Annotated in this window: 18 protein-coding genes and 1 pseudogene; 5 read left to right on the top strand and 14 right to left on the bottom strand. The window is 66.8% G+C overall.

The window, feature by feature from the left end:
* Positions 1 to 143: 143 nt before the first annotated feature.
* Positions 144 to 548 carry an Rv2175c family DNA-binding protein gene (locus B133_RS0104425; protein WP_018599510.1) on the bottom strand — a complete coding sequence of 135 codons (405 nt, stop codon included), beginning with the start codon at positions 546 to 548 and terminating at the stop codon, positions 144 to 146.
* A 36-nt stretch (positions 549 to 584) separates the two neighbouring features.
* On the opposite strand from B133_RS0104425, the gene B133_RS0104420 reads away from it, so the two are divergent.
* Positions 585 to 1,826: a protein kinase gene (locus B133_RS0104420; protein WP_018599509.1), complete on the top strand. Its 1,242-nt coding sequence runs from the start codon at positions 585 to 587 to the stop codon at positions 1,824 to 1,826.
* 9 nt (positions 1,827 to 1,835) lie between these two features.
* Here B133_RS0104420 and B133_RS0104415 read toward each other — a convergent pair whose 3' ends face one another.
* From B133_RS0104415 to B133_RS0104405, 3 genes are read right to left on the bottom strand one after another with little or no spacing between them, the layout of a single operon-like run.
* Complete coding sequence (locus B133_RS0104415; protein WP_018599508.1) at positions 1,836 to 3,224, bottom strand: class II 3-deoxy-7-phosphoheptulonate synthase; 1,389 nt, start codon at positions 3,222 to 3,224, stop codon at positions 1,836 to 1,838.
* Positions 3,225 to 3,228: 4 nt separating this feature from the next.
* Complete coding sequence (locus B133_RS0104410; RefSeq protein WP_018599507.1) at positions 3,229 to 3,771, bottom strand: polyadenylate-specific 3'-exoribonuclease AS; 543 nt, start codon at positions 3,769 to 3,771, stop codon at positions 3,229 to 3,231.
* Positions 3,771 to 4,622, bottom strand: coding sequence for a hypothetical protein (locus tag B133_RS0104405; RefSeq protein WP_026255957.1), 852 nt, complete (start codon positions 4,620 to 4,622; stop codon positions 3,771 to 3,773). The genes B133_RS0104410 and B133_RS0104405 overlap by 1 nt, the downstream gene beginning before the upstream one ends.
* Positions 4,623 to 4,706: 84 nt before the next feature.
* Here B133_RS0104405 and B133_RS0104400 point away from each other — a divergent pair, with 84 nt between their 5' ends.
* A complete protein-coding gene (locus tag B133_RS0104400; protein WP_018599505.1) occupies positions 4,707 to 6,002 on the top strand; it encodes a glycosyltransferase 87 family protein in 1,296 nt (431 codons plus the stop codon).
* A gap of 9 nt (positions 6,003 to 6,011) precedes the next feature.
* Here the strand turns inward: B133_RS0104400 and B133_RS0104395 are convergent, their stop codons facing one another.
* The 5 genes from B133_RS0104395 to B133_RS0104375 all read right to left on the bottom strand — a co-directional run bounded on the left by B133_RS0104395 (position 6,012) and on the right by B133_RS0104375 (position 9,364).
* Positions 6,012 to 6,740, bottom strand: a complete 729-nt coding sequence (locus B133_RS0104395; RefSeq protein ID WP_018599504.1) for a 1-acyl-sn-glycerol-3-phosphate acyltransferase — start codon at positions 6,738 to 6,740, stop codon at positions 6,012 to 6,014.
* An 85-nt stretch (positions 6,741 to 6,825) separates the two neighbouring features.
* Positions 6,826 to 7,209: a hypothetical protein gene (locus tag B133_RS0104390; RefSeq protein WP_018599503.1), complete on the bottom strand. Its 384-nt coding sequence runs from the start codon at positions 7,207 to 7,209 to the stop codon at positions 6,826 to 6,828.
* Positions 7,206 to 8,456 carry an ArsA family ATPase gene (locus tag B133_RS0104385; protein ID WP_026255956.1) on the bottom strand — a complete coding sequence of 417 codons (1,251 nt, stop codon included), beginning with the start codon at positions 8,454 to 8,456 and terminating at the stop codon, positions 7,206 to 7,208. The genes B133_RS0104390 and B133_RS0104385 overlap by 4 nt, the downstream gene beginning before the upstream one ends.
* 1 nt (position 8,457) lies before the next feature.
* The gene (locus B133_RS0104380; protein WP_018599501.1) at positions 8,458 to 8,895 is read right to left on the bottom strand and encodes an SRPBCC family protein; all 438 of its coding nucleotides are present in this window, start codon (positions 8,893 to 8,895) and stop codon (positions 8,458 to 8,460) included.
* Positions 8,896 to 8,974: 79 nt separating this feature from the next.
* Positions 8,975 to 9,364, bottom strand: coding sequence for a hypothetical protein (locus B133_RS0104375; protein ID WP_018599500.1), 390 nt, complete (start codon positions 9,362 to 9,364; stop codon positions 8,975 to 8,977).
* A gap of 98 nt (positions 9,365 to 9,462) precedes the next feature.
* Here B133_RS0104375 and B133_RS0104370 point away from each other — a divergent pair, with 98 nt between their 5' ends.
* Complete coding sequence (locus B133_RS0104370) at positions 9,463 to 11,259, top strand: long-chain fatty acid--CoA ligase (RefSeq protein WP_018599499.1); 1,797 nt, start codon at positions 9,463 to 9,465, stop codon at positions 11,257 to 11,259.
* 22 nt (positions 11,260 to 11,281) lie between these two features.
* Here the strand turns inward: B133_RS0104370 and pimB are convergent, their stop codons facing one another.
* From pimB to B133_RS0104350, 4 genes are all read right to left on the bottom strand, one after another.
* Positions 11,282 to 12,418: a GDP-mannose-dependent alpha-(1-6)-phosphatidylinositol monomannoside mannosyltransferase gene (gene pimB, locus B133_RS0104365; protein WP_018599498.1), complete on the bottom strand. Its 1,137-nt coding sequence runs from the start codon at positions 12,416 to 12,418 to the stop codon at positions 11,282 to 11,284.
* Positions 12,419 to 12,449: 31 nt separating this feature from the next.
* Positions 12,450 to 13,319, bottom strand: coding sequence for a hypothetical protein (locus tag B133_RS0104360; protein WP_018599497.1), 870 nt, complete (start codon positions 13,317 to 13,319; stop codon positions 12,450 to 12,452).
* Positions 13,288 to 14,430 (bottom strand): peptidoglycan hydrolase RipC, encoded by a 1,143-nt coding sequence (gene ripC / locus B133_RS0104355; protein WP_026255955.1) that lies wholly within the window; start codon positions 14,428 to 14,430, stop codon positions 13,288 to 13,290. Before ripC ends, B133_RS0104360 begins: the two co-directional genes overlap by 32 nt.
* Before the next feature lie 172 nt (positions 14,431 to 14,602).
* The gene (locus tag B133_RS0104350) at positions 14,603 to 14,845 is read right to left on the bottom strand and encodes a hypothetical protein (protein ID WP_018599495.1); all 243 of its coding nucleotides are present in this window, start codon (positions 14,843 to 14,845) and stop codon (positions 14,603 to 14,605) included.
* 137 nt (positions 14,846 to 14,982) lie between these two features.
* On the opposite strand from B133_RS0104350, the pseudogene B133_RS0104345 reads away from it, so the two are divergent.
* Positions 14,983 to 16,845, top strand: a pseudogene (locus tag B133_RS0104345) (DEDD exonuclease domain-containing protein); the annotation flags it as partial.
* On the opposite strand, the gene trpD reads toward B133_RS0104345, so the two are convergent.
* On the bottom strand, positions 16,783 to 17,877 hold the full coding sequence (gene trpD / locus B133_RS23545) for an anthranilate phosphoribosyltransferase (RefSeq protein WP_232423257.1): 1,095 nt from the start codon (positions 17,875 to 17,877) through the stop codon (positions 16,783 to 16,785). The pseudogene B133_RS0104345 and the gene trpD sit on opposite strands and share 63 nt — an antisense overlap.
* A 133-nt stretch (positions 17,878 to 18,010) precedes the next feature.
* On the opposite strand from trpD, the gene B133_RS0104330 reads away from it, so the two are divergent.
* Positions 18,011 to 18,622 (top strand): heme-copper oxidase subunit III, encoded by a 612-nt coding sequence (locus tag B133_RS0104330; protein WP_081618176.1) that lies wholly within the window; start codon positions 18,011 to 18,013, stop codon positions 18,620 to 18,622.
* Positions 18,623 to 18,640 lie beyond the last annotated feature (18 nt).

The following is an 18,640-nucleotide window of genomic DNA, read 5'->3' as shown; positions in this document are numbered from 1 at the left end:
TCCGCCGAGCGTGCGTGTCTGCTGCCCGGCGCGCCGCTGACCGTCAGCACCCCGCGCACCCTCACGCGAGACGATGGTGCGCGCAATGACGGCATAACCCTGCGCGTCGCGCGCAGACACGCACGCTCACGGTGCGGCGGAGCCTAGTAAGCCATTGCCTGGGCCCGGCGGACCACCTCGCGGGCCTGATGCGAATGCAGTGCGTCGACCGGACGCGCGTTGACCTGCCGATCGGTCGACCCATCCCGGCTGATTGTCAGCGACGAGTCCGGGGCGAACAGCCACCGCACGATCTCGGTGTTGCGGTAACCACCGTCGCGCAGCACCACGAGCAGACCGGGCAAGGATTTCACCACATGCCCGGTGCCGTCGAAGAAGATCTTGGGCACCACGATCGTCCCGTCGCGCCGCACCGCGATGAGGTGGCCCTCACGCAGCTGTTGATGCACCTTGGCGACCGGAATGCCGAGCAGGTCGGCGACTGTAGGAAGGTCATAGACGGCTTCGCCGGGATCCAGAACGTCATCGGCGGCCGGAATGCTGCTCACCGCACTGATTCTAGGACCACTCTGGCGACTCGTAACATGTGTTCGGTGGAGGCCAACCAGCAATCGGACCCGCTCGTCGGCACCGTGCTGGACAGGCGATACCAGGTTCAGACCCCGATTGCCACCGGCGGGATGTCGACGGTGTACCGCGGGCTCGACACCCGACTGGACCGTCCGGTGGCCCTGAAGGTCATGGACTCCCGGTACGCCGGTGACGCCCATTTCCTGACGAGGTTCCAGCGCGAGGCACGCGCGGTGGCCCGGCTGACCCACCCCGGCCTCGTGGCGGTCTATGACCAGGGCGGCGGGGGCACTGCCCATCAGCCGCCTTTTCTCGTCATGGAGCTCATAGAGGGCGGGACACTGCGCGAGTTGCTGACCGAGCGGGGCCCGATGCCGCCGCACGCGGTGGCCGCCGTCCTGACTCCGGTGCTGGGCGGGCTCGCCGTCGCACACCGGGCCGGCCTGGTGCACCGCGACATCAAGCCGGAGAATGTGCTGATCTCCGATGACGGTGATGTGAAGATCGCCGATTTCGGGCTCGTCCGCGCCATCGCCGAAGCCAAGATCACTTCGACCAGCGTGATTCTGGGCACCGCGGCGTACCTGTCACCCGAGCAGGTCGGCACCGGTGACGCCGACCCGCGCAGCGACGTCTACGCGGTCGGCGTCCTGACCTACGAACTGCTGACCGGAGTCACACCGTTCACGGGCGACACCGCACTAGCGGTCGCCTACCAGCGGCTGGACCATGACGTTCGGCCACCGAGCACCGTAATCGCCGGGGTGCCCGCGGAATTCGACGATCTGGTGCGCCGGGCCACGGCCCGAGACCCCGCGGACCGCTACGCCGACGCCGACGAGATGGGCGACCATCTGCAGACCATCGTCGACGAACTCGAGTTGCCCGCTTTCCGGGTTCCGGCGCCACACAACTCTGCGCAGCACCTGGCGGAGACGCGCACGCACAGCCGTCAGGGCGCACGCACGGAAGTGACGTCGTCGCCGTCCCCCAGCCCGTCACCCGTCTCGGTGCCGCCCCGGCAACTCACTCGCGAACTCACCCGCGAGCAGGACTGGGATCCGATTCCTGCCGAATACGCTGAATACCCCGCAGCAGCAAAGCAATTCGCGGGAATCGAGATGAGCGAGTTCTACTGGGCGCAGCAGCGCGCCAAACGCGCACTGGCCTTCTGGGTGATCGCCGTACTGACACTCACCGGTCTGGTCGCCGCCGGGGCGTGGACGCTCGGCAGCAACATCGCCACGCTGATCTAGCCGAATTACCTAGTCGCGCAACATCTCCGCGACGAGGAACGCCAGCTCGAGACTCTGCTGGGTGTTCAGCCGCGGATCGCAGGCCGTCTCATAGTGACCGGCCAGGTCCGAGTCCGAAATGTCCTGTGCCCCACCGAGACATTCGGTGACATTCTCACCGGTGATCTCGACGTGGATACCACCCGGATGCGTACCGAGCGCATGGTGCACTTCGAAGAAGCCCTGCACCTCATCGACGATGCGGTCGAAATGCCGGGTCTTGTAACCGGTCGACGACTCGTGGGTATTGCCGTGCATCGGATCGCACTGCCAGACCACCTGATGCCCGGTGGCCTGCACCTTCTCGATTATCGGCGGTAGCAGATCGCGAACCTTGTTGTTGCCCATCCGGGTCACCAGCGTCAGCCGGCCCGGCTCGTTGTGCGGGTCGAGCCGCTCGACGTACTCCACGGCAAGCTCCGGCGAGGTGGTCGGCCCGAGCTTCACCCCGATCGGGTTGGCGATCACCTCCGCGAACGCAATGTGTGCACCGTCGAGCTGGCGGGTACGCTCGCCGATCCACAGATAGTGCGCGGACTGGTTGTACAGCCTGGGCGTGCCGTCCAGTTCGTCGGACAGCCGCAGCATCGCGCGTTCGTAGTCCAGCACCAGCGCCTCGTGGCTGGCGAAGATCTCGGCGGTCTGCAGGTTCCGATCGGCCACCCCGCAGGCCGACATGAACCGCAACCCGCGGTCGATCTCGCCGGCGAGCGCCTCGTAGCGGGCTCCGGCCGGCGAGGTTCGGACGAACTCGCGATTCCAGTCGTGGACCAGGTGCAGCGAGGCCAGCCCCGAAGAGGTCAGCGCGCGCACCATGTTCATCGCCGCACTCGCGTTGGCGTAGGCCCGCACCAGCCGGGATGGGTCGTGGTCGCGGACCGCGGCATCCGGGGCGAACCCGTTGATCATGTCACCGCGGTAGGACTTCAGACCGAGCGCGTCCATCTCGGTCGTGCGCGGCTTGGCGTACTGCCCGGCGATCCGGGCCACCTTCACCACCGGCAGGCTCGCGCCGTACGTCAGCACGACGGCCATCTGCAGCAGCGTGCGGATGTTGGCCCGGATATGAGGTTCGGTGTTGTCGACGAACGTCTCGGCACAGTCGCCGCCCTGCAGCAGGAACGCCTTGCCGAGCGCGACGTCGGCGAGCAGGCCCTTGAGCTTTTCGATCTCCGACGGCACGGTGACCGGTGGCACACTCTCCAGGACCGTGCGCATGGCCTTGGCGGCATTGGCGTCCCAGTTCGGCTGCTGAGCGGCCGGCCGGGCCAGGGCCGCGTCCAGGCGCTCCCGCAGCTCGTCTGTCAACGGCGGCAACGGCGGCAGCTGCTCGATGGGAATGTCGACGGTCCAGTTCACCCGTTCATGGTAGCCGCCGGTGAGCGCCTGTTTCCGCGGCCTGCGTGACCTCGAGACGCGGTGCCGGGGCAAACCCGGTCATCATGCGGAACCTTTCCAGATTGTGCCGGGCGTCGACGAGTGCGTCGTGCGCATCGCTCGGTCGCGGCGGCATCCTCGGCGAGCCCCGGTCCTCCCAGAACTGGCGCAGCTCCCGGGTGAACCGCGGGATGGCCCGCGGCAAGTCGGTCATCGGACCCCACAGCTGACACAGCACCACATGGTCGTAGGCACCCACCCAGGCCCACAGTTCGATGGGCTCGTCACCGTCGACGCCGAAGAAGTCCTCCAGCTCCGAACGGATCTGACGACGGGACCGCCACAGCTTCGAGGACGGCGACGGCAGCTTGGGCAGCACGTGCTTGCGCACCCAAGTGCCGGCCCGGTCCGGATTGAATTCCGTCGAGATCGCGTAATATTCGCGACCGTCCTCGGCGGCCACCCCGACCGAGATCAAGTCGATGGTGCGACCGTCGTCGATGAACTCGGTGTCGTAGAAATAGCGCATCAGGCCGCCTGCCCCGGCGCCGGTGCGGCGTGGATCTCCCGATCCAGCTGCTTGTCGACCTCGGCGTCATCGGGAAACTTCGGAATCCCCGCGATCGTGTCCTGCACCCACAGCTTGGCCTGCACGACGGGACGGCGCAGCCAGCGCTCCCGTTCCAGCGCGCGATGCATCTTGCGGGGCCTTGTGGTGTAGCGCCAGCGCGCCCATGGCGCATGCGGCCGCGACAACCTGATAGCCCCGACGAACAGCAACGGGGTGATGAACATACCCACCAATCCGGTCCACACCTTGCCTTTGAGCAACACCACGACCGCGAGGAGCAGGGTCACAACCGCAACCACCACAACGACCGCCCGGGCGAGCACGGTCTGATCCGTGCGCCAGATATTGATATCGAAGAACGACAGCGGATTGAAACCCAGGATCAACAATCCGGCGACGGCAACCGCGGCGAACACCGCATCGACCGAAGTGCGGCCATCCTCCTCCCAGTACACGTCGGAGAGGTGCAGGATCAGCGCGAACTCATCGAGCACCAGCGCCGCACCGATGCCGAAGAAGGTCGACGCCACGGTGAACTCGGGGACCCCGCCGCTGACCGCCAGCGTGACCATCGTGACCCCAGAGACCATCACCAGGACGATTCCGATCACCATGTGGTGAATGTGCAACGTGCCGTGCCCGATATTGCGGGGCTGCCACCATTTGGGCGGCTTGTCACTGTGTGCGTGCCGACGGATGTAACGCACCACGATTCTGGTGACGAAAAAGGTGAGAATGAACGCCACCAGACAACACAGCAAGGGCAGGCGATCGCCAGTCACGAGATTGAGATGGGCGGTTACCTGCACGCTGAGAAAACTTACGCTCGGGCGGAGCGCCTCAGGGCCGTGGATGCACCCGTGTCCGGTAGCCACCGATAGTCTGTTGACGACATGAGTAAGCGGCAGGCGCCCGGCTGGGCTGGTTGGGCACCGACCATCGCATGGCGAGTTTTCCAGCTGCTGACTGTGTCGGCGCTGGCCTGGGCGGGTTACAAGCTGCTGGGACACACTCCCTACCGCATCGATATCGACGTCTACCGGATGGGTGGACGGGCCTGGTTGGACGGTCAGCCGCTGTACTCCGACGGCGCGATCTTCCACACCCAGGGTGGGCTGGATCTACCGTTCACCTATCCCCCGCTGGCGGCCATCTCGTTCGCGCCGTTCGCCTGGCTGCCACTGCCTGCCGCCAGCGCCGCGATCACGCTGACGACGCTGGTGCTGCTGATCGCCTCGACCGTCATGGTGCTGACCAGGTTGAATGTGTGGCCACACACCACGGTCACGTCCGAACCGGCCTGGCTGCGCCGCTGCTGGCTGGCAGCCGCGGTGGTCGCGCCCTCGGTGATCTACCTCGAACCGATCCGGTCAAACTTCGAGTTCGGCCAGATCAACGTCGTGCTGATGACGCTGGTCATCGCCGACTGCGTACCGCGCCGCACTCCATGGCCACGCGGCATCCTGCTGGGCCTGGCCATCGCAGTCAAACTCACCCCTGCCGTGTTCCTGCTGTACTTCCTGCTGCGCCGCGACGTCCGCACGCTGTTGTGGACCGCCGGCTCGACCATCATCGCCACACTCGCCGGTTTCGCACTGGCCGCCAGGGACTCCAAGGAGTACTGGACCGAAACCGTCCGCAACACCGACCGCATCGGCACCGCCACGCTGAACACCAACCAGAACATCGCAGGCGTACTGGCTCGCCTTGGGCTCAGCGAGGAGCCACGGTTCGTGCTGTGGGTACTGGCCTGCCTCGCGGTGCTGGCGCTGACCGTGTGGGCCGCTCGCCGATCACTACGCGTCGCCACGGGCAATCCTGACGAGGCCGACGCCTCGTCGATGCTGGCATTGATCTGCGTGGCGATGTTCGGGCTGGTCGTCTCCCCGGTGTCGTGGTCGCACCACTGGGTCTGGACCCTGCCTGCCCTGCTGGTGACGGGTATAACCGCCTACCGTCGGCGCAATACCCTGCTCGCCGTGGTGACGGCGGCCGGGATCGCGTTGATGATCTGGACGCCCATCACGTTGATGTCCCCGCACCACGAGACCGCGGCGTCACTGTGGCGGCAGCTGGTCGGCTGCTCCTACGTGTGGTGGGCACTGGCCGTGATCGTCGTGACGGGGCTGACGTCGGCGAGCCGCACCGGGAACCGGACCGCCGAAGCGACTGTCGCGTCCTATCACTGAACTGCCGGCTCAGCCGGCGGCTGCCTGCGGGAGTCGCGCCGCCGGATTGCCCACCGCAGCGCTCGGAGCGTTCTCCTTGACGTCGGCGGCGTAGAGATCGACGTATTCCTGGCCCGACAGGCCCATCAGCTCGTACATCACCTCGTCGATCACGGCGCGCTCGATGAAACGATTGCCGGCCAGTCCGTCGAACCGACTGAAATCCATCGGCTTACCGATGCGCACCTCGACCCGGCCGAACCGCCACATCTTGCTTCCGGGCGGATTGACCACATCGGTCCCGACCATCGCGACCGGAATCACCGGAACGCCGGTCTCCAGCGCCAGCCGAGCCAGACCTGTCTTGCCCTTGTACAGCCGACCATCCGGGGACCGCGTGCCCTCGGGGTACATCCCGAGCAACTTGCCCTCGCTGAGGATCCGCTCCGCGGTCCTCAACGCACTCTGCGCCGAATCGGCATCGGTGCGGTCGATCGGCACCTGACCGGCCACCGTGTAGAACCACCTGGTGCACCAGCCTTTGATACCCGTTCCGGTGAAGTACTCCGCCTTGGCCAAGAAGGTGATCCGGCGACTGACCACGAGCGGCAGGTAGAAACTGTCTGCCACCGCCAGATGGTTGCTGGCCAGGATCACCGCACCCGACGTCGGAACATGTTCAAGCCCAGTGACTTTCGGTCGACCGAGGAGGAACAGCAAGGGTCCCATGAAGATGAACTTGAAAAGCCAGTACCACATGGACCCTCCCCATCGGATGCTCTCGGACAACTGTACCCAGGGGTCGTGGCGCCTACCACCGGACCGCCCGTCCGCGGAGACGGTCTCAATCCTCCACAGTGACGGAAATACGCTGGTACCGGCCGGGCCCTGATGATGGCGCACCGTCGGGCGGCGGAGTATCCGACCCGCCGTCAGGTTCTGGCGGTCCAGTCGGGTCCTCGCCATCGTTGTCGAGCATCGCCCGAACCACCGTCAACAGCGCCACGCTGTGCTCCGCGACGACCCCTAGCAGCGGATGCTCTTCACCGTTGATCAACGCCACCAGCGCACACACCGGGCACCACACCTGCTGGCATTTGCCCGGTTCTCCGGCAGCACTTGCCGCCAACCCGGCCGCTGCGAGCCGCACTGCAGGGTCGATGCGGTCCAGGATGGCCTGCGCCAGCTGCCGTAGTTCCGGGCCCAGGTCGGGATGAGACCCACTCATACAGGCCATACCTCCGGGTTCGGTCGAAATCGCACCGTCAGCTCACTGCCTCGCAACTGCGCGCCCGCCACGGTGCACCGCCGCAGCACGGACGCCAACCGAACCCGGCGTCGCACACCTGAAACACCGATGATCAAGTCGTCGTCGACCCGGCCAAGCGTCAGCGCGGATGAGTCGACCTGCGGCAACTCTAGCCGCAGCCGGTATACCGCCTCGAGCCCAGAGCCTGATTCCCGGTCCACCACCGGGCGCAACGGCTCCGGCGGCGGCGACCCGTCACGCCTGCGAGCGCACTCCAACAGCTCCCCCAACGCCTTGGGGCCTATCGGTTCACCTGGGAGGTGCGGCACCATCACGAGCTGCACGTCGCCGATGTTCGCGTCGAGTTCGTCGAGCACCGCCTGCTGCTCGGCGATCCGCTCGGAGTACCAGTCGAACGCCGGATGCGCCGGAAGGTTCGAGTATTCGAACGAATCATCCTGCACCAAAACCTGATTGACGATGACTTCCGCCACACCAACACCCATCAGCGCCAGCGAACCCAGTGTGCGCACCGCCTCGGCGGCGACCACACGTTCTGCCGTGAGCACCAGATGGGCGCTCACCCGGATGCCGTCGGTGATCATGGCCCCGAGTTCGGAGACGCCGGCGTCGATGCGCTCCAGCAACGCCACGATGGCTGTCGTCGCGGGATCATCGGCACCGCCGGACAACCGGCGGTGCCGAGGCCAGGCCCGCTCTAGGTACAGCCCGAACGCAGCCGGCAGCGTGAGCATCCGCAACGCATCGGCCGTCGAGGCGCAGTCCACCACGACGTGGTCCCACCGACCTGATGCGGCGAGTTCACCCACCTCGTACAGACCGAGCACTTCCTGAATTCCGGGCAGCGCCGAAAGCTCCTCGGGCGCAACATCGCCCAGATCCGATTCACCGAACCGCGCCGAGAGCACGGCGGCGATCTCGACCCAGTGGGCCTCCAGCAGAGCCAGGGTGTCAAGCGCCAGCGCATCCAGGAATCCGCCACCGATATCGGCGTCGTCGGCCAAGACCCTGGTGGGGGCTCGTTGCCCAGTCGGGCTCAGCACCGTGCCGAGCACGTCACCCGTCGAATGCGCCTGGTCGGTCGAGACGATGAGCACGCGTAGCCCGGCTCGGGCGTCACGCACCGCGGTCGCGGTTGCCAGCGTCGACTTGCCCACCCCGCCCTTACCGACGAACAGGCTGATCCGCGCACGATCACCGCTCAGGTCAGTGCACCTCGACTCGCTTCTTGAGGTCTTTCAACGCGGTGTCGGTGAGCCGCCGCTCAGCCTTCCGCTTGAGCAGCCCGATCATCGGGATGATCAGATCGACCGAAAGTTCATAGGTGACATCCGTACCGGATCCCTTGGGCGCCAGCCGATATGTGCCATCCAGCGCACGCAGCAACGAACTCGACACCAGCGTCCAACTCACCGATGTGCGGTCGGCGGGCCACACGTAGGACAACACCATGGTGTCCTTGAGCACCGCCGCATCGAGTACCAGCCGGGCCTTTTTCGGCAGGCCGTTCTCATAGACTTCGAGAACCTCGGTCTCCTTGTATTCGGCCACCCACTCCGGATAGGACTCGATATCGGCGATGACGTCGATCACCGTCGATGGATCGGCCTCGATATAGATGGTCTGCGCCGTCTTGTCGGCCACTGCACGCCCTTCTCCCCGCCACACGGAGCTACCGCTCTCGCGGAGAAATCTACTCCCCCGAATCGTTTGCGACCCATTGTCAGGCCAGGCGGGAAACCCCGATCGGCCGGGATGCCTCCAACCGCTGCTTGAGCTCGAACGCCATCACCTTGCCCGCCACCCGGCGCCGATGATTCATCTTGGCCAGATCCATCTTGGCCAGCTCCCATGCCGCGGCGCCCGCGGGTTCAGCATGCAGGAAGTAATGCAGGATCACGCCGTCGAGCACCTCTTCGAGCCAGACTTCCATGGTGCCGGTCAGGGCGCCGGCCACGGTCCAGCGCTGTCCCTTCTCGGCCCGGTCCTCGATGACCGTGAGCTGCAAGTCCGGCCACCAGCGCCGCCAGTCGACGGCATCGGCCACGGCACGCCCGACATCGGCAGGATCGGCGCAAATGAAGGTCTCATCCGCGATCTGGACGCTGTTCATGGGCAACTAGCTTCACACATGCGCTGCCGGGTGACCCACGCGGCCGACTAGGCTTGGCGCGCGGAAGTTCCGCCATCGGCGACTAAGGGGCCCAGATCGTGCGTGAGTACAGCGTTCCGGCATCGTTCCAGATCGGCGAGCATGACACCGTCGTCGATGCCGTCTACACCCATGAGCGCGACGACCCCCACTACGCCATCTTCCAGCGTCTGGTCGACGGCGCCTGGACCGACGTCACATGTGCCCAGGCCGCGGCGCAGATCCGTTCGACCGCTTTGGGTTTGATCGCCGAAGGGGTACAGCCCGGTGACCGGGTGGCGATCCTGTCCGCGACCCGTTACGAGTGGCCGATCATCGACTTCGCCATCCTGTCCATCGGCGCGGTCACTGTGCCGATCTACGAGACCTCGGCGGCCGAGCAGATCCGCCACGTGCTGGACAACTCCTCGGCGGTACTGGTGATCGCCGAAACCGACGCGCACGCCGAACGCGTCGAGCAGTTACACGATCAGGTGCCCACCGTGCGCAAGGTGCTGCGCATCGAGGGCACCGGCCCCGCCGCACTCGACAGACTGGCCGAAGCCGGCGCCTCCGTCGACCCCGGCGAATTCGAAACACGTCTCGCCGCGGTCAAATCGTCCGACCCGGCCACACTGATCTACACCTCGGGTACCACCGGTCTACCCAAGGGCTGCGAGCTCACCCACGCCAACCTGCTCTCCGAGATCCACGGCGCCAAGGCTGCGTTCCCGGCCCTGTTGACCAAGGGCCAACGGATGCTGGTGTTCCTGCCGCTGGCCCATGTGCTGTCGCGGGCGATCACCGTCGCCGCGTTCACCAACAAGGTGGCGCTCGGGTTCAGCAGCGACATCAAGAACCTGGTCCCGATGTTCGGGGTGTTCAAGCCGACGCTGGTGGTGTCGGTGCCGCGCGTGTTCGAGAAGGTGTACAACACCGCCGAGCAGAATGCCCGCAACGACGGCAAGGGCTGGATCTTCGACCAGGCCGTGGCCACTGCGATTGAATACAGCCAGGCCCTCGACGCCGGCGGTGCAAGCCTGGTGCTCAAGGTCAAGCACGCGCTGTTCGACAAGCTGGTGTACGGCAAGCTGCGGGCGGCGCTCGGCGGAGACTGCCGCGCCTCGATCTCCGGCGGCGCACCGCTGGGCGCGCGGCTCGGGCACTTCTACCGCGGCGTCGGCCTGACCATCTACGAGGGCTACGGGCTGACCGAGACCAGCGCGGCCATCACCGTCAACCAGGTCGGTGCGCTCAAGATCGGCTCGGTTGGAAAGTTGTTGTCCGGCAACAGCATGCGGCTCTTCGATGACGGCGAGTTGCTGGTCAAGGGCGGCGTGGTGTTCAACGGTTACTGGAACAACGAGCAGGCCACGGCCGAGGCCATCCAGGACGGCTGGTTCCACACGGGCGATCTCGGCTCCATCGACGACGACGGCTTCCTGACCATCGTGGGCCGCAAGAAGGAGATCATCGTCACCGCGGGCGGCAAGAACGTCGCCCCCGCCATCCTGGAAGACCGGCTGCGGGCGCACCCGCTGATCAGCCAAGCCATGTGTGTCGGCGACCAGCAGCCCTTCATCGCCGCGCTGATCACCATCGACCCGGAGGCGTTCGAGGGCTGGAAGCAGCGCAACGGCAAGGACGCCACGGCAACTGTGGCGGACTTGACCGACGATCCGGATCTGGTTGCCGAGATCGACCTGGCGGTGAAGGAGGCCGACGAGGCGGTGTCCAAGGCCGAGGCCATCCGCAAGTTCCGTATCCTGCCGGTGGACTTCACCGAGGAGACAGGCGAGCTGACACCCACGCTGAAGGTCAAGCGCAAGGTCGTCGCGGAGAAGTTCGCAGACGACATCGCGGCGCTCTACAGCTGAGCGCCGCGAGCGGGCACTGAACTCAGCCGGTCAGCAGCTCGGCGAGGCGGGCCCCCTTGGCCCGCCACTGCCAGTTGTCCATGACCCAGTGTCGACCCGCCACGCCCATGGCGGCGGCCCGCCCCGGGTCCGCCAGCAGATCACCGACCGCGGTGGCGATCGCGCTGACGTCGGTGCCGTCGACGACGGCGCCGGTCTGTCCGTCGAGCACGGTTTCCGGTGCCCCACCGGAGGTTCCGGCGACCACCGGCACGCCACATGCCGACGCCTCCAGGTAGACGATGCCGAGCCCCTCGACATCCAGCCCCGCGCCCCGGGTGCGGCACGGCATCGCGAACACGTCAGCCATTGCGTGGTGAGCGGGCAGTTCGTCGCCCGGTACCGCGCCCGTGAACACCACATGCTCGGCCACTCCGCATCCGTGTGCGAGCTGCTTGAGCTTTTCCAGATACGGTCCGCTACCGACGATGACGAGGATGGTGCCGGGCACCCGCTGCCGCATCGCCGGTAGCGCCCGGATCAACATGTCCTGCCCCTTGCGCGGCACCAGCCGCGATAGGCACACCACTACGGGGCTGCCACCCAGGCCGTAGCGCTTGCGCATCTCGGCGCGGGCCGCCGGGTCGGGCTGGAACCGGTCGGTGTCGACCCCGGGCGGAAGGTGTTCGAGGGCAGCATCGGGCCCGAACGCCGACGCGAACCGGCCCCGGGTGTAATGGCTGACGAACGTCACGATGTCGGCGTCGTCACCGATGCGGCGCAGGGCGCTGCGGGCCACCGGCAGCATCGACCAACCCACCTCGTGGCCGTGGGTGCTGGCCACCACCCGGCTCGCCCCGGCCCGCCGCGCCAACGGTCCAAGCAAAGCCAGCGGCGCGGCTGCGCCGAACCACACGGTATCGATGTCGTGTTCGCCGATGAGCCCGCACATGCGCGTGGCGACAGTCGGTTCCGGGATCATCAGCGTGGTGGGATGCCGCACCACGTGGTAGCCGGACGCCTTGTTGTCATAGGTCTCGGCGCCTTTCCATTTCGGCGCATACACCGTCAACTGATGCTCACCCGAGCTCACCAACTGCTCGACGAACGCCTGGAGATACGACTGGATACCACCGCGACGCGGCGGAAAATCGTTGGTGACCAACAGAACCCGCGTCACTGCGCCGTTACCTTACCCATTGGCGTTCAGGTTAGCGGCTCAGCCATCGCCGCCAACCGGCGAGTACCTCCGCGAGATCGCTTCCCAGCACTTCACGGACCGCCTCGGCCACATCGGGGTGACCGAATCCGCAGGCGCGCAAATAGAGTTCGCGCAGCGTACCGGGGCCGTACCGGTCGGCCACGTAGCGGCTGAACCACCAGGCCCGGTCGTAGGCCAGCGATCGATCGGCACCGATCGAGTCCAGTTCGGCGTCTGTCGGCAACTTGGCCAGCTCGGCAGCACGTGCCGGGCCCGGGAGGGCCTCGGCGGGGCGGCCGATATAGTCGGCGACGCCCTCGGTGAGCCAGCGCGGCGCATCGGCCGCGGTCCGGGCCCGGGCCGCGTAGTGGAACAGCTCGTGGCGCAGCACGATTCGTAACGCTGACGGGCTCATATTGGCAGCGTCCGGGGCGAACATGATGCGCTGGGCTGTGGTGGTCGCGGCGATGTCTTCAGCACCACCGGCCAGCACGCGGAACTGGTCGTCGGATCCGGCGACGACGATGACGATGTCGTGCGGCCAATCGGCTCCCCAAAACGCCGTTACCACCGCCACCGCGGTACCCAGCTCGGTGTCCAAGCGGCCGAGCAGCTTCGCGGTGCGTGCGCCACCCAGTCCGAGCAACTGTGCGGTGCGTCCGTCCGGCAGAACCACCGACGTCACCGGCTGGGGGACGCTGACCGTAGGAGACATGTTCACCACGGCCTGGGCCGACTGCGCAAGCGGCGGGGAGTGGGCGGGCGGCGCAGCCGACCAGATCACCGCGGCCGCGGCGACCAGTTCGACCAGTAGCGCGGTGCCCAGTACCGAGCGAGAGAAGGACAGGTCAGTACCGGCGAATGTCGTAGATCGGCGCATTGTTGACCGGGGCGACCCGAACGGGGGTGCCGTAGGTCGACGCGTGCACCATCATTCCGTCACCGATATAGATGCCGACATGCGAAGCGTCCGAGTAATACGTCACCAGGTCACCGGGCTGGATTTGGTCCATCGACACCGGCTGGCCGCCCGCGGCCAGGGCTTGGCTGGAATGCGGCAATGAGATGCCGGCCTGCTGGAACGACCACATCACCAGACCCGAGCAGTCGAACGAACCGGGACCGGCCGCGCCCCAGGAATACGGTGAGCCGATACGGCTCAGGGCTGCCTGGATGACGGTTGCCGAATGCCCGTTGTCGCCGGGTGTCGCGGCCTCCGGTGGTGCTACGTCGCCGGGGGGAACCCCGTCGGGTGCCGAGGCCTGGATACTGGGATCCTGAGCGGGCGGTAATGCCTCAGGAGCTGGTGGCGGCGGGGCCACCGGTGCGGGCGGGGCAGCTGCGAGCGCCTCGCGCTGCCCGGGCGTGAGGGCCTGGTACTGCGACTTGACGATGGCGATCTGCACCTGCAACCGGCTTTGCTTGGATTGCAGGTCGGCCCGCACCGCGGCGGCCTGCTCGGCCGCGGTCTTGGCGTCAGCGGCCGATTTGGCCGACGCTGCCTCGGCGGCGGCAGCCTGCTTGCCCACCTCGCGGTAGCTCTGCATCTGCCCGGCCATCTCGGCGGCCATCACCCGTTGCACGGCGAGCTGATCGATCAGCTGCTGCGGCGAATCGGCGGTCAGCATCGCGTCGAAGCCTGACGTCCGGCCACCCATGTACTGGGCGGCAGCCACCTTGTCCACCGCGGTCTGAAAGGTTGCAAGCTGCGCCTTGGAAGTATCCACGGCCGCCGCGTCGTCAGCATGTTGCTTATCCGCAACCTCTTGCGCTGCAACCTTTTTACTGAGGTCGATCTCTGCCGAGTGCATCGCCTCGGTAGTCTGCTCCGCCTGCCTGGATAGCTCATTGAGCTTTGCCAGAGCATCCTGCGCAGGGTCGGCCTGCGCGGCGCCGGCGAGCAGGCCGGTGAATACGGTCAAGCCCGCGATTGCGCCTGCAACGGGTCGCCTGACACGACTTGTGGGCCGGTGCGCGCGGTCGTGCCTCAAGTTTTCGTCCTCACAACTGGCGTTAGCGAGCCGCCTCGAACTGCTCTTAGGTCTCAGATAGGTTACGAAACGGTATCGGTCTTGTCCACAAGAGATATAAATCCCCCGACGGGACATGCAAATCTAACAGCCTCAGAGGAATATTTTCCTATGCGTCGGGCGGTGCGTGTCGTCAGGCGACCCCGGGTATCCCGTTTCGGTGAATCGGCACGAGCCTCAATCGCGGTGCCAATCCCACGTCTGCCAGCACTTCCAGCGCCCGCCGCTCGTCGTCCAGCAACTTCTCAGGCACGCCAAGCAACACACTGACAACGCAGTCCTCACAACCGGGACCGCGGACCGCGCAGTCTTCGCAGTCGATGGTCACGCTGCCGATGTCAGGTGCTGGCCTGCCGGGCTGGTGCGCATGTGTCATGTTGACCGTCCTCTCGATCGGTGTTGGCCGCACGGTATCGGCGGGTACCGACAAGTAGCGCAGCGGATTGGAGCGACAAGCCCGATAAGTAGCGCAGCGGCACCACGCTGTCGGTGGTCGTGCTTACCGTCTGTGCCATGGGTCAACGTCGCGTCGCCGACATCGGACAGCTGCCGTTGGACTTCGAGAACGAGCTGGAGGCAGTCAGCCTCGCCGACACCACTTTCGTAGTGGTCGACCTGGAGACCACCGGCGGGCGCGCCACTGCGACGCAGCCGGGTGGCGGCTACGACGCCATCACCGAGATCGGCGCGGTCAAGGTGCGCGGGGGCGAAGTGCTCGGTGAGCTGGCCACGCTCGTCGACCCCGGCCGCGCCATCCCGCCCCAGATCGTCGAACTGACCGGCATTACCTCAGCGATGGTCTGCGATGCGCCCAGAATCGACAGCGTTCTGCCGGCCTTCCTCGAATTCTCCAGGGGCGCAGTGCTGGTGGCCCACAATGCCGGTTTCGACATCGGCTTCCTGCGCGCGGCGGCGCAGCGGGCCCAGTTGCCGTGGCCGCGGCCGCCGGTGCTGTGCACGGTGCGCCTGGCCAGGCGGGTCCTTACCCGCGACGAGGCACCCAGTGTTCGGCTGGCGGCGCTGGCCCAGCTGTTCAGAGCGTCGACCACGCCGACCCACCGCGCCCTCGACGATGCCAGGGCGACTGTGGACGTGCTGCACGGCTTGATCGAGCGGGTCGGCAATCAGGGCATACACACCTATGCCGATCTGCGGTCGTATCTGCCGAACACCACTCCCGCCCAGCGTCGTAACCGGGCACTGGCAGATCGGCTGCCGAACCGGCCCGGGGTGTATCTGTTCCGCGGGCCGTCCGACGAGGTGCTCTATGTCGGCACCGCCGTCGACCTGCGCCGTCGCGTCCGGCAATACTTCACCGGCGCCGATCCCCGGGCCCGGATGAAGGAGATGACGTCGCTGGCCCGCAGAGTCGACCACGTCGAGTGCGCGCACGAGCTCGAGGCCGGCGTCCGTGAGCTGCGGCTGCTGGCCGCCCACGCGCCGCCCTACAATCGCCGGTCCAAGTTTCCGCAGCGATGGTGGTGGGTGGCGCTCACCGACGAGGCTTTCCCGCGCTTCACCGTGGTGCGGGCACCACAATCAGACACGGCGGTGCGATCATCCAGGTTCCGCACCGCCGTCGGGCCGTTCTCGGCCCGTTCCGACGCGGTCCTGACGGGCGAGCTGCTGGCCCGGTTCACCGGGATCCGGACCTGCACTCCCCGCTTCGGTGCCACGGCGCTACACCGCTGCCCGGTACGCGAGCTGTCACCCTGCCCGGCGCGCGATGGCGTCGACGCGGCCACGTACGCCACCGCACCCGAGCGGGCCACCGCCCTGATCGACGGTGTCGACAGCGCTCCGCTGGCGGCCGTACTGGCCCATATCGACGAACTCGCCGCAGCCAACCGCTACGAGACCGCGGCCCGGATGCGTGACCATGCCGCGGTCGCCATCGAGACGCTGTGGCGGGGGCAGCGGCTGCGGGCCCTGGCCACAGTGCCCGAGCTGGTTGCGGCGCGCAGCGATGGCAGGGGCGGCTGGCAGCTGGTGGTCATCCGGTCCGGGCAGCTCGCCGCGGCGGGTAGTGCTGCGCGCGGCGTGCCGCCCATGCCGGTCGTCGATGCGCTGCGTGCCGCGGCTCAGGTGGTGTTGCCGGGTAGCGGGCCGCTCGGCGGCGCACTCGTCGAGGAGACCGCGCTCATCGTCCGCTGGCTGGCACAGCCTGGGGTGCGGATCGTGCGGTGCGGACGCGAGGCGCATTCAGACGCTTGTGACCCGGGTTATGCGACGCCGCGGGAATCGGCGGGCCGTTACGCCGCGTGGGCCGCGACGGCCCGATCGGCTCGGCTGGCCGCCGAGCAAGAGCTGGTCTCAGAGTTGCTGACCGAACCGCACCCAACGCGCGAGCAGTTGTTCGGCCGCACCGGAGTCGATGGCCTCGGCAGCACGCGCCAGGCCGGATTCCCACGCGGGCACCCACTTGGCGTCGCTGGCTAGCCCGGCGTGGGCAACCATCGCCCCGGCCGCGTTGAGCACCACCGCATCCCGGACGGGCCCCTTGGCCCCGCCAAGAACCGCACGCGCCTCGGCGGCGTTGGTAGCGGCGTCACCACCGACCAGTTCGCCGATCTCGGCCCGCGCGAAACCGAACGCGGCGGGGTCGAACGTCAGCCGCTCCACGGTGCCGGCCTGCACGCGCCAGATAGTGCTCGTGGTCGTGGTGGTGAGCTCGTCCAGGCCGTCGTCGCCATGCACCACCAGCACGCTGGAGCCGCGGGCGGCGAAGACACCCGCCATCACCTCGGCCAGGTCTGCCCACGCACAACCGATCAGGCCTGCCCGCGGCCGGGCGGGGTTGGTCAGCGGCCCAAGCAAGTTGAAGACCGTCGGCACCCCGATCTCGCGGCGCACGGTCGACGCGTGCCGATAGGACGGGTGGAACTGGGGCGCGAACGCGAAGCCGATTCCGACCTCCGCGACGCTGCGAGCGAGATCGTCTGCACCCAAATCGATCCTCACTCCGAGTGCCTCGAGTGTGTCGGCCCCGCCGGACAGGGACGAGGCAGCGCGGTTGCCGTGCTTGACGACCGGCACACCGCAGGCGGCCACCACGATGGCCGCCATGGTGGAGAGGTTCACCGTGTTGGCCCCGTCGCCACCGGTGCCGACGATGTCCACCGTCTCGGTGCCGATGCGGTCGGTCGGGACCAGGCGGGCGTGGGACAGCATGTTGTCGGCCAGCTCGGCTACTTCAGACGAGGTCGGCCGTTTCATCTTCATGGCGACCGCGAAACCGGCGATCTGCGCCGGGGTCGCCGAGCCCGTCATGATCTGATCCATCGCCCAGTCCGCATACCCGTTGGGCAGGCTCTGCCCAGTGGTCAGCCAGCCCAGAACACGCGACCACGTGGGCGCCGTGCCAGGCTGAGAAGGGGACGAGAACGGCTGTGAGGATCCGGTTACCACCGCCGAATGCTATCGCTCGGCCCGGTCGGACCCGTAGATCCGCCCTGATCGGTCCCGAACTCCGCGACACGAATCCGACCAATTGCTCGACCCGGGTGGAGTTCGACAACTACAAAGCGTCATACTTGCGGATGTGACGAGCGCTATAGGCACCTCGGGAACCGCCATCACCTCGCGTGTTCATTCGCTGAACCGCCCAAATATGGTGAGTGTTGGCACCATAGTATGGCTTTCCAGTGAGTTGATGTTCTTTGCTGGGCTGTTCGCGATGTACTTCACGGCCCGCGCCCAGGCAGAGGGTGTCTGGCCACCACCACCCACGCATCTGAATCTCGCCGAGGCAGTACCGGTCACGCTGGTGCTGATCGCGTCGTCGTTCACGTGTCAGATGGGCGTGTTCGCCGCCGAGCGCGGTGACGTGTTCGGCCTGCGCCGGTGGTACGTCCTGACGTTCTTCATGGGAGCTTTCTTCGTCGGCGGGCAGGCCTACGAGTACTTCATGCTCGTGCACGAGGGCACCACGATCCCCGGCAGCGCCTACGGCTCGGTGTTCTACCTGGCGACCGGTTTCCACGGCATGCACGTGATCGGCGGTCTGATTGCATTCATCTTCCTGCTGGCGCGCACCAAGATGAGTAAGTTCACTCCTGCACAGGCCACCGCGGCGATCGTTGTCTCGTACTACTGGCATTTCGTCGACATCGTGTGGATTGCGCTGTTCGCCACCATCTACTTCGTCCGATAAGTCGGCACGCCGATGAGT

Origin of the sequence: Mycobacterium sp. 155, assembly GCF_000373905.1 — a bacterium.
Lineage (GTDB): Bacteria > Actinomycetota > Actinomycetes > Mycobacteriales > Mycobacteriaceae > Mycobacterium.
The sequence above is the reverse complement of the archived record's forward strand: the minus strand, read 5'-3'. Positions and strand labels throughout refer to the sequence as shown.

Bases quoted from the DNA above. Each gene is read 5' to 3' on its own strand.
- B133_RS0104395 (WP_018599504.1), bottom strand. From the start codon at position 6,740: ATGTGGTACTGGCTTTTCAAGTTCATCTTCATGGGACCCTTGCTGTTC.
- B133_RS0104400 (WP_018599505.1), top strand. From the start codon at position 4,707: ATGAGTAAGCGGCAGGCGCCCGGCTGGGCTGGTTGGGCACCGACCATC.
- B133_RS0104350 (WP_018599495.1), bottom strand. From the start codon at position 14,845: ATGACACATGCGCACCAGCCCGGCAGGCCAGCACCTGACATCGGCAGC.
- B133_RS0104390 (WP_018599503.1), bottom strand. From the start codon at position 7,209: ATGAGTGGGTCTCATCCCGACCTGGGCCCGGAACTACGGCAGCTGGCG.
- B133_RS0104410 (WP_018599507.1), bottom strand. From the start codon at position 3,771: ATGCGCTATTTCTACGACACCGAGTTCATCGACGACGGTCGCACCATC.
- B133_RS0104375 (WP_018599500.1), bottom strand. From the start codon at position 9,364: ATGAACAGCGTCCAGATCGCGGATGAGACCTTCATTTGCGCCGATCCT.
- B133_RS0104420 (WP_018599509.1), top strand. From the start codon at position 585: ATGTGTTCGGTGGAGGCCAACCAGCAATCGGACCCGCTCGTCGGCACC.
- B133_RS0104360 (WP_018599497.1), bottom strand. From the start codon at position 13,319: ATGCGCCGATCTACGACATTCGCCGGTACTGACCTGTCCTTCTCTCGC.